Below are 12,463 nucleotides of genomic sequence, written 5' to 3'. Positions count from 1 at the left end.
TACCTATGTCTGAAAAGCCGCCCCTGTCGGATCGAGAGGTTCATGAAGCCCTGCACAACGCATGGCTCATGCTCGCCCGTGAGGAAGGCGCGACAGAGTTCGGCAACAACACGCTAAAGGCGGCTCGCCTGGCGCTGTTCACCTATCAGATGACGCTCATGATGAAGATGGAGGCGGCTACAGGCCAAATGCCTTCCGAACCTTCTCAGCGTTGCGATTGACGTGCTGATCCCAATTCTGGACCGCTGATCGTACGAATGCCGCCGGTGGCCGGCCATTGGCCCCGTATTCTTGATAGCCAGCATAAGCCGCCGTGTAGCCGAAGTAGAGCGTGTCATCGAGCGATGCCCCAGCGATCACCGCCTCAACGGCCGAGAAATCAAACTGATAGACCTGCCCGTCGCCCGGCTTTGCATTCCGATTGATCGAAGGCATTGCGGCCGTCGATGCCATCAGAGAGGCCCACAGAAAGCCAGTATCGAACGGCAGTCGGCCACCTTCAGAATCTAGCGTCTGCATTTCTTTGACGACGTCGGCGGCGCTTTGATTGCGGACTGCCTCGACTGCTTCAGGAACCTTCTCCGCCCACCCGGCCACTTGCGCCGCAAACGAGAGCGTTGCCATCAGGCGGCCCTCGCCCGATAACGGCGGAGCCCGGCCGCGATGTAGTCGATGTCATATTCCAGGCGGCAATGGCATCCGATCGTATGCCGCGCCGGCGCATCAGGATCATGCGGATACATCAATTGCGTGCCATCCGGCATTGTGAACGGCTGATCGAGCTGGACAGAGGTGCCGCTGATCATGGTGTGCTGCAGCCGGGGATGATCTGCCGGCGAACGCTTCCATGTCTTGGTGACCACGTCTGCGTCGATCTTGCCCGCATCGATCTGCTGGCGAATGGCATTGTCACGGACAGAGAAAAGCGCCTTTCTCGTCTCTTCAAGGCCTATCGTTTCACCGCGAAGCTGCAGGTTCTTATCGTTCAAGCGCCCGACGATCTTCGTCACCATATCGGCGTCGACCGGGCGCACTTCCTTGATGGCAGCAAGCACGGACCGGTCAAACCGCTTGTCCCTGGTCTTGAGGTCCAGATAGGTACGCATCCGCTCGGGATCGCCGGAAATTAGGTTGGCGCGGGCTCCTCTGTCACCGTAGATGAACTCGACCTGTCTGGAGTTGAGGCCGATCGTACCGCCCTCTCGCCTGCCCGTCACGCGGTTCACCCGCCCGATGACATCCAGCGCCGTCGCGGTCGGGTTCTTGCCCGCCGCAAGCCCGGTTTCAAATACCGATCGTAGAGCATGCCGCTGATCATCAGTGATGTTCGTCACAAGAGTAGAGGACTGCTCTCTGATCAGCCTTTCGGCTTCGATGTTGCGGACGCCGAACTGAAACAGAACGCGTGTTCCGTCTGGTGACATGAGCGACGGAAGGCTCTGCACCATATTGACGCCGCCGGCATTGAACGCCTCGCGCAGCGCCAGCTCAAGGGAAGCGAAAGCTTCCGGCTCGACTTGGAGCGCATCAACGGCGCCAGTGATATCGCCGCGCTCTAGGCGCTCAACGATGGTCTTGAGCACGGCGGCAGACTTAATCGCTTCGATTGCCTCGCGGAAGGCCTGAGCAACGCGTGGCTCGTACTTGGCGAGTAGCTCATCAAGGTTCATGCCAAGCGCCCCTGAACCACATAGACGACATTCGTCACGCCATCGAAGTTGTTTGGATCCGCATTGACGACGTGATAGTCGACACCGCCGGCCGAGACGATGTCACCGACCTGAGGCACGATGGCGAGCCCGACGGATGAGATGTAGACCTGCCGGTCGTTGGCGAGGATCGTCGCGCCGTCGACATAGCGCTGGTCGTAAGTCATCGGCACGAGCTTGGCCGGATATGGCGTTACGGTTCCGTCGCCGCCCAAGATCGGATCGGGAGGCGTGAAGCGCTTCACCGTGCCGCTCTGCCCATACTTCTCGATCAGGCGCTTCGCTGTGGCCTGCAGCCGCGTGTAGAGAGCGTTTGCCATCGCGTTTTTCTATATGACCCTAGTCGTTTGCCGTATTTCCTAATTTTCGAGCGGTGACATGCTGCCTTTTTTGTTTAGGGGCGCATGACATGAGCGAATTAAAACTCCGCCGTGAGGCTCGAAAGAATGACTGCCGCAAGCTCGTTGAGGCGGCAATCCGCGACATGATTGAACAACTTCACTCCAAAGGGTTTAGCGAAGCGGCGATTGCACTCACACTCGCAGATGCAGCGGAGGAATACGTGCTTGAACTAGCGGCGAAGCCTGCTCAGATTCATTAAACGGCTAATATCCCCGGCAGACAGGGCCGTAGGAAGAGCCAAAGCAGGCCTTCGATGATGGAGACGACCGGCGTTGCCATTTGCACGAGATCATCTACCGTCGCGCTTGATGGCGTCTGCTGGTACTCGACTTCGAGCTGTCCGATCTTCTCCCGCTTCACCGCCGCGCCTGGCGTGATGACCGGCAAGAGACTACCCGGATTGGTCAACTCCAGGAACGCAGCCTCATAGCTGGCATTGACAATTGCCGCCGGGATCACATCGCTTGGGATCGGGTCACCGTAGTAGGTCGTCGCGCCGGTGCGCGGCCATGCTCGATCTTGGGCGTAACCGCCGGTGCGCGTGCCGCTGAACCGCATTTCGTACCGATCGATTACGATAGAGCCGCGTTGACGTGCTGCGGCGATATCGGCATCGCTCGTCCCCTCGGGGATGACATAGCCGGCGCCGGTCGCATAGTCGCGGAAGCCTTGATTATCGCCGTATCCAGCCATGTCTATCTCCGAATTAAAGGTGACCCGGCAGTTTCCTGCCGGGATGATTGTCAGGACGCAAGCTTCGTATCGATCAGCTCTTTGAGCTTCTCGGTGGTGATGTTGCGGGGATATTCAAGGCCAAGCTCTGCGGCCTGCTTCTTGAGGTCGTCCCGGTCAAGTCCACCGTCGACTGGTTCGCCGGCGTCATCCTCGATCGAGAGGAACGGCAGACGTTTGGCTTGCGCGAGACCTGATTCGGAGAACTCGGCATCAGCCGATTTGCCGGGTTCCAAATACTTGACGCCTTGCAGGGTATTGATGCCCTGCAAGGCTTTGCTGGTGTTTGTGACCTTCATGGGTCGATCCTCCGTTACGGTGCCGGGGTGATTTCGTCGCCATAGGCCATCGCGCCCGGGAGACGAACCTCCGTACCGCCCGTACGAGCGATGATGCCGGTTTCAAAGCCCATGATGGACTTCTGGCGCGGCTGCAGCACTCGACGCGGCATCGGGAGGTGGAAGCGCAGCACTTCCGGATCACGACGGTAGACGACCATACGGCCGCCGCCATCCTGCGAGGCCGTCGCTAGTTCGCGCAGCGGCTGGATGTCGAGCGGCTGGCCGGTTTCCGCCGTGTAGACGTTGTTCTTCCGAAGATATTCCAGCACCGTCATGGTGCCGTCGCCATCAGCGAGACGCTTGGTGGCGATCAGACGGAAGGCGTCGGGCGGGAGGCGCAGGCTGTCGATCCACTCGACTTCCAGCGTGTTCCGGCGAACAGCAGAGATCAGATCGTTCACGTCGCGAAGGATCTGATCCTGGGTCTTCGCGGACCAGAAAGTAACGGAGCCGGTACCGTCGGCGGCAACATCGGCGCGCGAGACACCGGGAGCATTGACGAAGCCGGTCCAGTTCTTTTCGGTACTGCCGATCATCGCGATGGAGTTGAGCAGGCGTTCGACCTTATCGGCCGCCGAAAGGGCTTTGGTGCCGTTCAGGTCAATGCCATAAAGGGCTGCCTGATTGACCTCCTCGAGGTTCCATTCCCAGCCAGAGCCGAGCATGGCAAAGTCATGGCTCTGCATGTCCTTCGTTGCCTGGTTGAACGGCATGTCGGTGCCGGCGCCGGAGAGGAACTTTGCCTCGCCTGCGGTATCGACGGTGAAGAACGTGGTTCCGATCGCCCATTCGTTACCTTCTGTCACAACGGGCACGTGAGCGCCATAGTTGAACGTCGGGTAACGCCGCTGGTAGATGCGGGTTTCGATGTTGCGGCCCTGCGCGATCACGAAGGGCATCGCAGCCTGAGCATCGGCAAAATGCTGGCGCACGATCTGGTTCATTGTCTGGTGTCCTTTCGTGTTCGGTTACGCGGCAGGCGTGACCGGGCGGAGGCCGACGGAGATTTCAACGATGTCACCGTTCGCGCCGGTGGTTTCGAAGAAGGTATCCGGCAGCGGGCCGATGATGTTGGTTCCCGCCGCGCCGACGTAACGGCCCGTCGAGGTGTTGTAATAGACATCGCCACCATCAGCGACGGCACCGCCGGCCGTGACGTACATTGTGCCCGTCGTCATGAACGCGCCGGTGAAATACTGCGGGTAGCCATCGACGAGGGTCGAGCCAGGAGCGACCGGCGGCACGGCCGGGTTCAGAACCGCGATGCCGAGGAACTTGCCTGCGGCCATGGCGACAACGCCGTGATCGCCTGCGCCGCGCTGGACGGGAACGCCGAACTTGATGCCGGCCGCGTCCTCGACGGTGCGGCTGATCTTGTTGCACTTCTCCTCCGAGGAGATCTGACCATGCAGACCCTTGGCAGGAGCATTGGAGTAAGTGGTCTGGTAGGTTGCCATCGTAGGCGTCTCCTTAGTTGGCCTTACCGGCCTTCATGTCTGCAACCATCTGCGCGTAAGCATCGGCTGCGACCTTGTCGGCATCGGCGGTGGAGTGGACGCCATCGGCAAGAGCCTTGGCGAGCGGATCGGTGCCGGCGGCCTTCTTCACGTCCTCAACGAGGAGGTCGAAGCGGGCGTCGATATAGGCCGGAGCCTTGCCGGCGATTGCTGAGTCACCAACCTTGGCGACGACAACAGCCTTGCGAATATCGGCATCCGACAGGCCTTCGGTCTTCACGTCCTTCGCGATCGCCTTGGCAACCGTGATCAGATCGGCGCGTGCCTGGACGCGCTTGTCAAGATCGGCGTCCGACAGGATCTTGCCCTGCAGTTCGTCGATCTTGGCATCGCGCTTGGCGAGTTCGGCATCCTTGGCGGCGATTGCCTTCGTATGCTCGCCGGCCGCTGTCTGCAGGTCGGCGATCTGCTTGTTGAGCCCATCGATCGCGCGCTGCACGATCTGAGCGTCCTTATCGGTCAAATCGACCGAAAGGCCATCAACCATGAGGGTTCGGGTCGTCATTGACCGTGTTCCTTTCCCATCGTCTCCTATCCTGAGGTTCGAACCGCCTCTTGCCGCGGAGACGACGGCAAGATGGTTCATGCGAAGGGATGTCTGGATAGCGTCGTACTGCTCGCCCTTTGGCGTCACGCCATCCTCAAACCTGAGCTGGGTGTCGTAGCCCATAGAGAGCTCACGCTTGCCACCCTCGACTTTGGCGATGACGGCTGCATCCATGAGCACGAGGGGAACGCGGACGAATTCCCCGTCGCGCACCACATCGCCTCCAGTCTGACCAACCGAGAACTGCTTCCAATTGTCCGCGGTGACCTGTTCGGAAGGGTGATCGTCTGTCACCGGTCGGTGCGCATAGGAGTGCATCGCATCCTGCGCGAAGACCTCGTCCTCTGGCCTATAGACCCGCACCACGGCCTTATCCCGCAGGCCATGCTGGTTGTCCGGGTCGACCTCGCGGCCCGTGTACAGTTGGATGCCGGTACGCGCCACTTTGGCATTGGCAACGAGGTATCCGTCTTGGGTACGGCGGATGCCGTCCAAGGTCACAGTGTCGAAGAGCTGCATGGCTTCCTCAATTGCGAGATTTGTAGGGATGACAGTGCCGATCTCTGGCGTTCAGCCTCCCAGAACTCCATCTATGGTGTGCGCCGAGCGATGGCGCGATCACACGATGGAGCCTCTAATGCCTTTCCAGATCACCCATGAACCGCTTACGCACATCAACGGCGCTAAACCGATCACTTATGAAAAGCCGACCGCAAAAGACGCTTGGCGCAGCGTTGACGCAGCGATGCGTAGCGACGAGAAGGTGACCAGCATTATACATCCAGACGGGTACAGAATTGGCTGGCAGGAACTGCAGCGCTTGGCCGAAGAGGAATAGCGTCATTCTTCAGAGACGCTTGCCGCCCAATCCTGCTTAACCGCCGCGAAGATCTCCGGACCGAGCTCGATCGCGCCGCGGTATGGCTCGACCTTGTCGATATCCACATCGCCAGGCTGATACGTGAACGTGATGTGCGGGCTGTAGTTCGGATAGGTAGGCTCTGCACCGATCCGCTTCAGTTCCTCGTGGCGCCATTGCAGTGCGGCGGAAGAAAACTCGATCACGATAGCGCCCTGCCCGAACAGCGAAACCACACGCGGCCCACCCGGCGGGATTGTCAGCGTGCCATCGTCGTTCCAAGCATCCTGCCCCGCTTCCATCCAATCTACGGCGGTAGGCGAATACATGACGGTCACATGCATGTCGTCGGCGGGCAGCGTCGTCTCGAAGCCCTGCCCCTTGGCCCACGCGATGATATCGGCAGCGTTGGTCACGCTGCGGCTGACATAGAGCGACTTGGGCTCGGCGTCTTTGGCCTGTTGGGTCGGGTTGCCGTTCTGCTGGCCTTTCGCGGCCTGCTGGGCTGCTGTGGCCGCGGCGGCGGCTGCAAGTTCTTCTTCGGTCGGCTGGTTTTCAGCAAGCGTGCCGAACTCCTCGATTGCGGCCTCAAGCCCTGGCAACGAGCCGTCCTCGACGAGAGCGTTGACCAGAGCATCCGACAAGGCTTCGCGCGGAATGATCTCCTGACCGGTGCCGGTACCGACAAGTTGCCGGGCGGCGTCGGCTTTGGTCTTGAAGATGTCGGCCTTGTCCTTCTCGCTCATCTGCTCGAGCGGTGCCCAGGCGTAATAGATGGCGGGATCGCGAGCGCCGGTGGCCGATCGGATGAGGCATTCATCCAGGCGAGCCATCGCCGGCGTGTAATCCAGCTCCTGCATGGACTGGATGCGATCATGATAGTTTTTCATGTCGCTCTCGCCCGTCGAGTTCAGGCCGGCCGGCGATTGCCCGAGAAGGCGCGTGACCGGGATATCGGCGGCACCAGAGACGATTTGCATGAACCCCATGAGAATGTCGGTCAGGCCGCCAAGCTCCGCGCTCTTGCTCTCGTATTCTTCCTCAGTATCGAGGATGAGTGTCCCGTTGATGCCCTTGATCGTGTTCGCCAGGCGGTACCGGCGTAGCACGGCGTCTTCATAGGCTTGGTTACCGATGTTGGCCGAGAAATTCGGAACCTTGATGATGTCGATCTTGGCCTCGAAGATCAGGGACGCGATGTTGCCTGCCGTGGCGTCGGCATTCTTGATGGCATCAAGGGTTGCGGTCAGCACGCTTTCGCCCCAGCCCCAACCGGAACTATTTGTGATGCTGAGTTCGAAATCGGTATCCGGCGCCATCGCCCCGCTGAAGGTGACGAGCCGTGACGGGTGAACATTGACCTGCGTCCCATTGGCCGCGGTGACCGTGTAGACCTTCGGCTTGCCATACCATTCGGAAGAGACATCCCGATCGATCTCACCCGCGGCCAGATGCCGACGCGTCATGACCGTTAGGTACTGCAGCCCTTCCTTGCTGATGCGCTCTGGCTCCAAGGGTAGCGAAGGATCCGGATCGCCGGTACCGATCAGCAGAGCCGCGCCGCCGAAGAGACGAGCCTTCTTGGAAGCCTCAAGCACCTTGCCCTTGACGTTCAGGCGCTTCTCTTCGGCCTCTATGGCTTCGATCTGCTTTTCGTCGGCCTGCCAATTCCGCCATTTCCGGCAGCTATCCAGCGCCGGAATATCCACGATCTTCCTCGGTAGCCAGGAACCACGATATGCCGCGATGATCTGCTCATCGGTGAGGATGGGCTGAGTATAGAAGGTGGTCGCTGCCTTGTCTCGATCGGTGCCCATACGGGAAACCAAGCTCGTCAGGCTGTCGCGCATGAGCGTGATGACGTTTCCCATAAAGGCCTCAAACGTTCGCAAGCGTGAAGGTGCTTGCACTCAGGAGCGCATTAAACGCGCGGCTTGTACTGTCGGCGTCGTCGTCGTGGGCCGCTTCGGGGAAGCTCTCGAGTGACGAAAACCAGTCTTCGTTCCATGGTGCGCGAAGCACCAAAACGTTGCCCGCTTCCGCTTGCGCCGAGAATGGAGCGAAGCGCGTTATCTTGTCGCCCGATTCAGGCGTTGCCCTCACATTGAAGCCCACGAGCAACTTCGTCAGGTTCGTGACCTGTGACTTGCCGGCCTGGCCCGGGTCTTGCGGCAATGAGATCTGGACCTCTTTGCCGTCAGCATCCGCTGTATTCTTCAGCAGGCGTTCGACACCAGATGGTGACAAGCGGTCTCTGACATGGTTGGCGACGATAAAACGACCATCCGGCAGTTTCCCGATCTTCGTTCCAGCCGTCCAGTCCGGATCATTGCTTTCGGTCTTTGGCGTGGCGCCGAAGTCCCATCCGCGCATCCACCGTGCGCCGGCCGGGATAGCATCGACGACCTCACACCAACCACGTCGAAACAGGAGACCGGCCGCCGGCCTGATCTTCCAGTTACCTCCAAGAAGGCGCTCGCGCTCAACCGTCGGCTGGGCCATTAGGTTTGCGAGATAGCCGGGGTCGGCAGCCAGCAAGAGAGCATTGTCGCTCAACTTGGCCGGGATGAACGTCACCGACTTTGGCGGGATCGGCTCACCGGTCAGAGGATTGACGTGATGAGCGAGCTCTTCCGGGCTATCCGTCCATATGATGGTATCGCCAATGCGAATGAACCAGCGGAGCGCACCGGATCGCTCGGGGATCGCAATCCCTGTCTCCTGATCGATCCACCAAGCGATGAATTCCGCTACCCAGCTATCCGCGTCGGGATTGCAGGTCGCCCGCACATACGGCCGAACGCCGCACATGGAGCGGTTTCGAGAAAGCATGTACCAGAACTGCTTTGCCGAGAAGTGCGTCAGCTCGTCGAAGCAAATGAGCGGGATCTGTGACCCCTGCCAATTGTAGATTGTCTTCTCATGCTCGAGGTGAGCGAAGGCGACGCCTGCCCCTGACGGGAACGTCCAACTCAAATCCGGCGCCGATCGCGGCGTTGCGCTCAGGTGCGGATAGAGCTTCTCGCTTTCATCCCAGAGGCCACCTTCGTTTCGGACCTGCGTCAAGTTCCGACGGAAGAAGACAGCACCAAAACCGGGATTGCTGACATGGCGCAGCGGCTCCATGAGGAGCGCCCATGTCTTGCCACCGCCCGCCGCGCCGCCGTAGATGGCGATATCAGCCGGCGATGACAGGAAAGTGGTTTGAGGCCCTGGCTGCGGCCGAATGATTGTCTGGGCTGCCGCGCCCTTTTCATCCCCTGCCATTGTCGGGCAACTGGAAGATCGTCACCGGAGAGACAGGCGTCGGCAGGTCCTTGCCGTCCTTGCCGGTGATCTCGCGCCGATTGGTGTACGCGCCGCCGACCTCTTCCGCCGCCTGCTTTAAGAGCGATGACGCCAGTACCATGTTGCCTTGGGTCTCTGCCTTGTCGGCCATGCGCTGAAGCGCACGCAACCTCACCGTGCGGTGACTTATTGCGATGGAAGCAGTGTCTTCAAGAAACGTCTTGCGGGTCTCTTCGAATAGCGCTCGCCATTTCGGCGCTAATCCGGAGGCAGCCTTCTTGTTCGGATCGTGGCTCTCCACTAATTGGCGGCTAACGTCGATGTCGAATTCCTTCTTGACTGCAGACGCAACGATCGATGGACTGTCAAAGCACGCCAAGGCTTGCACGATGTAGGTCTTCACCTCATCGGAGAGTTTTGCTTTCGCCATGGCTGTGTCAAAGTCCCGTCAAATCCTGAGGAGAGATAAAATTGAGTTCAACAGATGACGATTTTCGCAAGCTGCTGCAGCAAATGATTGAATCCCACAAGGCGCACATAGACCAAGTGTTGCGGCTTCATGATAAGGGAGTGACTGTAGGTGCGCCTACTATCAACGATATCGTCGGTACAGAACAGCAAGCTATAAACAACCTGCAAAGCACCTTGGACCAGCTTAACTCGCGGTCGCGCTAAGCGACGCGCAAATGGCATGTCCCGCATACATGGCCGATATTGGCCCGGGATATTTCAGGCGGTTGGTTGGCCGCGTCGACCATCGCGCGTACCCCGGCGGCATCTGCACCATAGCGACGTACCACGCCAACGAATTCCTCTACGTCATGACCGCGAATGGTGAAGGCCGGGAGGCCACTCATCTTGCGGAACTTGGGAGCGCCGAAAGCATCTCGCTCTTGCCCGGCATGATAAAGCTCGTGTTCGACCAACGCGCAGAACTCAGCATCTGAGCAGATCGAGGCATAGTGGGCATCAAAGGTCAGGACGAAATCAGGCACGTCGCCGAACCATTGGGTGAGCTGAAGCTCGATCCTGGCACGTTGCCATTTCCCGGCAGGCGGCAACCCCATCTCGCATTGACCGATGATGCGACGGCCGTTCCTGCCATTCTCGACGTTGGTCCACAGCATGCCGATAGTGGCAACGCGGAGGTGGGCATGATCCTCGTTCACGAGATCGGCAGTTTCGTCGATGAAGGTTGAGCGAGCCCATTCCAGGAGATCGAGAGCCGGCTCAAAGCGGACGCTCGTATTCTCGATTATGTCGTCAGGCGGCAGTGGGCGCATATTCGAGCTTGCCTTATCACTGGTTGCAGGCCAACGTTCTATTCTGACGCTGTGTAAGAGCTCTTGTCGGGGCGCGATTCGCAACGCGACGAGGTTAATGCGTTCTTTCCAGCTAAGACTCCATCCATCAAAGTGAAGCCCATGCCAATCCAGGGCACAGTCTGACAGAAGAGAATAGTTAGATGCTAAGCAAGATTTCCATTTCAGGCTATCGAGGCTTCAGCGCCTCTCAATCAATGGATTTTGCCGTCCCAAATGGAGAGGCCGGTAGTGGCTTAACCATCATAAGTGGTTCAAACAATTCAGGGAAATCATCGATCATTGAAGCGCTGCGCGCTCGTAACGGCTATCAATCCCCGAGCTTTACCAACTCCATGAGAAATGCAAAAAGCGATTCCGTTGAGATTGAGTACTGCGTAAACGGAAAGAATGAGGCAGTGCGATCAATCCGACCTGGATCGAGCGAAACCTCCCGAACAGGACGCGACGAACAATTTCATCTATTCGTCCTCCCGTCTCGGCGAGCTTTTTCTCCATATTTTGGCAAAAACGATTCGGACCGACATAGCTACACCAACATTTATGGGCTACCGACCAGCCGCGCGTCACAATTAAGCGGGTTCGAGGGAAGGCTATTCAAGATCGAGAAAAATCCTAGTGCTTTTAACGAATTGCTAGAGAAGGCACTCGGATTTAAACCGAAATGGTCTATCGATCTCTCAGATCAAGGCCAATATTTCCTCAAGTTCATCACTGGGAGCAATTCACATACCAGCGATGGATTGGGAGAAGGTATCGTAAGTATCTTCGCGATGGCAGATGCCTTATACGACAGCGCCGCCGGCAACATGGTGGTCATAGACGAGCCCGAGCTTTCACTGCATCCAAGCTTGCAGAAGCGGATGAGCGCTATCATCGCCGAGTATGCCAAGGACCGACAGATCGTCATCTCTACGCATTCGCCGTATTTCGTTGATCTTTCAGCCTTAGGCAAAGGAGCACACCTCGTTCGAGTGGTTTCCGATGAGGTCACTGGCACTTCCATTCATCAGCTTTCGGATGACTCTAAGCAGGCGATAAATGGATTAATCACGGATATCAATAATCCGCATGTTCTCGGCACAAATGCCAAAGAACTGTTCTTTCAAGAAGATGGCATCATTCTCACTGAAGGCCAGGAGGACGTGGTCCTCTATCCTTTGGTTTTCGATCAAGTCGGGAAAAAACTACCCGGTTCCTTTTTTGGGTGGGGTGCCGGAGGCGCAGAAAAAATGGAGAAGATCGCCAGAATATTAAAGGATCTGGGCTTCTCAAAAGTCGTTGGCATCCTCGACTCTGACAAAAAAGAGATGGCGAGCACTTTAGAGCACAAATTCCCTGGCTATGAATTCATCCGCATTCCGGCCAAGGATGTCCGCACAAAACCAGCGCGAAAAGCGACGGAAGCCGTTGCAGGTCTATTGGACGAGAAGAGAATTCTTCGACCCGAACTTGTAGACGAAATGATAGCGATAGCCGACAAGATTATCGCCAAGGTGGACTGAAGGAAGGTCCACCGGCTGGCCCACTTAGCGCCGAATATGAGGGATTCCGCCCCGGCCCCGCGTGGCGTGCGGTGGTGGAAACAACCATTGGCGAGTTACCCCTCCCTATACGGATAACTGATCCAGAAAGGAGGTGTTGCCAATGATACAGCATATAGTCGAATACCTGCCGGCAATCTTGGATGTACTGAATATTATAGCCTGCACATCCACGATCTACCGAAATGCAAAAGCCGCCCGA

The 12,463-nt window shown here is 58.2% G+C and carries 17 protein-coding genes; 5 read left to right on the top strand and 12 right to left on the bottom strand.

Annotated elements, in window-relative coordinates; all coding sequences use genetic code 11:
• The first annotated feature begins 5 nt into the window (after positions 1–5).
• Complete coding sequence (locus tag PH552_RS12335) at positions 6–221, top strand: hypothetical protein (RefSeq protein ID WP_285166028.1); 216 nt, start codon at positions 6–8, stop codon at positions 219–221.
• Here PH552_RS12335 and PH552_RS12330 read toward each other — a convergent pair.
• The 3 genes from PH552_RS12330 to PH552_RS12320 are packed head-to-tail and all read right to left on the bottom strand — an operon-like array spanning position 178 to position 2,029.
• On the bottom strand, positions 178–624 hold the full coding sequence (locus PH552_RS12330; protein WP_285166027.1) for an HK97 gp10 family phage protein: 447 nt from the start codon (positions 622–624) through the stop codon (positions 178–180). The genes PH552_RS12335 and PH552_RS12330 overlap by 44 nt on opposite strands.
• Complete coding sequence (locus PH552_RS12325) at positions 624–1,670, bottom strand: head morphogenesis protein (protein WP_285166026.1); 1,047 nt, start codon at positions 1,668–1,670, stop codon at positions 624–626. The genes PH552_RS12330 and PH552_RS12325 overlap by 1 nt, the downstream gene beginning before the upstream one ends.
• Positions 1,667–2,029: a hypothetical protein gene (locus tag PH552_RS12320; protein WP_285166025.1), complete on the bottom strand. Its 363-nt coding sequence runs from the start codon at positions 2,027–2,029 to the stop codon at positions 1,667–1,669. The genes PH552_RS12325 and PH552_RS12320 overlap by 4 nt, the downstream gene beginning before the upstream one ends.
• 89 nt (positions 2,030–2,118) lie before the next feature.
• Between PH552_RS12320 and PH552_RS12315 the strand changes: the two genes are divergently transcribed.
• Positions 2,119–2,310 (top strand): hypothetical protein, encoded by a 192-nt coding sequence (locus PH552_RS12315; protein ID WP_285166024.1) that lies wholly within the window; start codon positions 2,119–2,121, stop codon positions 2,308–2,310.
• Here PH552_RS12315 and PH552_RS12310 read toward each other — a convergent pair.
• From PH552_RS12310 to PH552_RS12290, 5 genes are read right to left on the bottom strand one after another with little or no spacing between them, the layout of a single operon-like run.
• Positions 2,307–2,804, bottom strand: a complete 498-nt coding sequence (locus PH552_RS12310; RefSeq protein ID WP_285166023.1) for a DnaT-like ssDNA-binding protein — start codon at positions 2,802–2,804, stop codon at positions 2,307–2,309. The genes PH552_RS12315 and PH552_RS12310 overlap by 4 nt on opposite strands.
• A 50-nt stretch (positions 2,805–2,854) precedes the next feature.
• Positions 2,855–3,142 carry a hypothetical protein gene (locus tag PH552_RS12305; protein WP_285166022.1) on the bottom strand — a complete coding sequence of 96 codons (288 nt, stop codon included), beginning with the start codon at positions 3,140–3,142 and terminating at the stop codon, positions 2,855–2,857.
• Positions 3,143–3,156: 14 nt separating this feature from the next.
• Positions 3,157–4,128, bottom strand: coding sequence for a DUF2184 domain-containing protein (locus PH552_RS12300; RefSeq protein ID WP_285166021.1), 972 nt, complete (start codon positions 4,126–4,128; stop codon positions 3,157–3,159).
• A 24-nt stretch (positions 4,129–4,152) separates the two neighbouring features.
• Positions 4,153–4,641, bottom strand: coding sequence for a structural cement protein Gp24 (locus PH552_RS12295; RefSeq protein WP_285166020.1), 489 nt, complete (start codon positions 4,639–4,641; stop codon positions 4,153–4,155).
• A gap of 13 nt (positions 4,642–4,654) precedes the next feature.
• A complete protein-coding gene (locus PH552_RS12290; protein WP_285166019.1) occupies positions 4,655–5,767 on the bottom strand; it encodes a DUF2213 domain-containing protein in 1,113 nt (370 codons plus the stop codon).
• 118 nt (positions 5,768–5,885) lie between these two features.
• Here PH552_RS12290 and PH552_RS12285 point away from each other — a divergent pair, with 118 nt between their 5' ends.
• Positions 5,886–6,086 (top strand): hypothetical protein, encoded by a 201-nt coding sequence (locus PH552_RS12285; protein ID WP_285166018.1) that lies wholly within the window; start codon positions 5,886–5,888, stop codon positions 6,084–6,086.
• 2 nt (positions 6,087–6,088) lie between these two features.
• On the opposite strand, the gene PH552_RS12280 is transcribed toward PH552_RS12285, so the two are convergent.
• From PH552_RS12280 to PH552_RS12270, 3 genes are read right to left on the bottom strand one after another with little or no spacing between them, the layout of a single operon-like run.
• Positions 6,089–7,978, bottom strand: a complete 1,890-nt coding sequence (locus PH552_RS12280) for an anti-CBASS protein Acb1 family protein (RefSeq protein ID WP_350223713.1) — start codon at positions 7,976–7,978, stop codon at positions 6,089–6,091.
• 7 nt (positions 7,979–7,985) lie between these two features.
• Positions 7,986–9,374 (bottom strand): phage terminase large subunit, encoded by a 1,389-nt coding sequence (gene terL / locus PH552_RS12275; protein ID WP_285166016.1) that lies wholly within the window; start codon positions 9,372–9,374, stop codon positions 7,986–7,988.
• Positions 9,361–9,825 (bottom strand): DUF2280 domain-containing protein, encoded by a 465-nt coding sequence (locus PH552_RS12270; RefSeq protein WP_285166015.1) that lies wholly within the window; start codon positions 9,823–9,825, stop codon positions 9,361–9,363. The genes terL and PH552_RS12270 overlap by 14 nt, the downstream gene beginning before the upstream one ends.
• A gap of 41 nt (positions 9,826–9,866) precedes the next feature.
• Here PH552_RS12270 and PH552_RS12265 point away from each other — a divergent pair, with 41 nt between their 5' ends.
• Positions 9,867–10,070 carry a hypothetical protein gene (locus PH552_RS12265; protein WP_285166014.1) on the top strand — a complete coding sequence of 68 codons (204 nt, stop codon included), beginning with the start codon at positions 9,867–9,869 and terminating at the stop codon, positions 10,068–10,070.
• Here the strand turns inward: PH552_RS12265 and PH552_RS12260 are convergent.
• Complete coding sequence (locus PH552_RS12260) at positions 10,067–10,678, bottom strand: putative metallopeptidase (RefSeq protein WP_285166013.1); 612 nt, start codon at positions 10,676–10,678, stop codon at positions 10,067–10,069. The two genes, PH552_RS12265 and PH552_RS12260, sit on opposite strands and share 4 nt — an antisense overlap.
• Before the next feature lie 182 nt (positions 10,679–10,860).
• Between PH552_RS12260 and PH552_RS12255 the strand changes: the two genes are divergently transcribed.
• Positions 10,861–12,222, top strand: a complete 1,362-nt coding sequence (locus PH552_RS12255; protein WP_285166012.1) for an AAA family ATPase — start codon at positions 10,861–10,863, stop codon at positions 12,220–12,222.
• Positions 12,223–12,463: the final 241 nt, after the last annotated feature.

It is taken from the genome of Rhizobium aureum (assembly GCF_030182495.1).
Taxonomy (GTDB): domain Bacteria; phylum Pseudomonadota; class Alphaproteobacteria; order Rhizobiales; family Rhizobiaceae; genus Rhizobium; species Rhizobium tropici_C.
Note: the sequence above shows the minus strand (reverse complement) of the source record. Positions and strands in the feature narration are given on the sequence as shown.

Bases quoted from the DNA above. Each gene is read 5' to 3' on its own strand.
- PH552_RS12335 (WP_285166028.1), top strand. From the start codon at position 6: ATGTCTGAAAAGCCGCCCCTGTCGGATCGAGAGGTTCATGAAGCCCTG.
- PH552_RS12330 (WP_285166027.1), bottom strand. From the start codon at position 624: ATGGCAACGCTCTCGTTTGCGGCGCAAGTGGCCGGGTGGGCGGAGAAG.
- PH552_RS12325 (WP_285166026.1), bottom strand. From the start codon at position 1,670: ATGAACCTTGATGAGCTACTCGCCAAGTACGAGCCACGCGTTGCTCAG.
- PH552_RS12320 (WP_285166025.1), bottom strand. From the start codon at position 2,029: ATGGCAAACGCTCTCTACACGCGGCTGCAGGCCACAGCGAAGCGCCTG.
- PH552_RS12315 (WP_285166024.1), top strand. From the start codon at position 2,119: ATGAGCGAATTAAAACTCCGCCGTGAGGCTCGAAAGAATGACTGCCGC.
- PH552_RS12310 (WP_285166023.1), bottom strand. From the start codon at position 2,804: ATGGCTGGATACGGCGATAATCAAGGCTTCCGCGACTATGCGACCGGC.
- PH552_RS12305 (WP_285166022.1), bottom strand. From the start codon at position 3,142: ATGAAGGTCACAAACACCAGCAAAGCCTTGCAGGGCATCAATACCCTG.
- PH552_RS12300 (WP_285166021.1), bottom strand. From the start codon at position 4,128: ATGAACCAGATCGTGCGCCAGCATTTTGCCGATGCTCAGGCTGCGATG.
- PH552_RS12295 (WP_285166020.1), bottom strand. From the start codon at position 4,641: ATGGCAACCTACCAGACCACTTACTCCAATGCTCCTGCCAAGGGTCTG.
- PH552_RS12290 (WP_285166019.1), bottom strand. From the start codon at position 5,767: ATGCAGCTCTTCGACACTGTGACCTTGGACGGCATCCGCCGTACCCAA.
- PH552_RS12285 (WP_285166018.1), top strand. From the start codon at position 5,886: ATGCCTTTCCAGATCACCCATGAACCGCTTACGCACATCAACGGCGCT.
- PH552_RS12280 (WP_350223713.1), bottom strand. From the start codon at position 7,978: ATGGGAAACGTCATCACGCTCATGCGCGACAGCCTGACGAGCTTGGTT.
- terL (WP_285166016.1), bottom strand. From the start codon at position 9,374: ATGGCAGGGGATGAAAAGGGCGCGGCAGCCCAGACAATCATTCGGCCG.
- PH552_RS12270 (WP_285166015.1), bottom strand. From the start codon at position 9,825: ATGGCGAAAGCAAAACTCTCCGATGAGGTGAAGACCTACATCGTGCAA.
- PH552_RS12260 (WP_285166013.1), bottom strand. From the start codon at position 10,678: ATGCGCCCACTGCCGCCTGACGACATAATCGAGAATACGAGCGTCCGC.
- PH552_RS12255 (WP_285166012.1), top strand. From the start codon at position 10,861: ATGCTAAGCAAGATTTCCATTTCAGGCTATCGAGGCTTCAGCGCCTCT.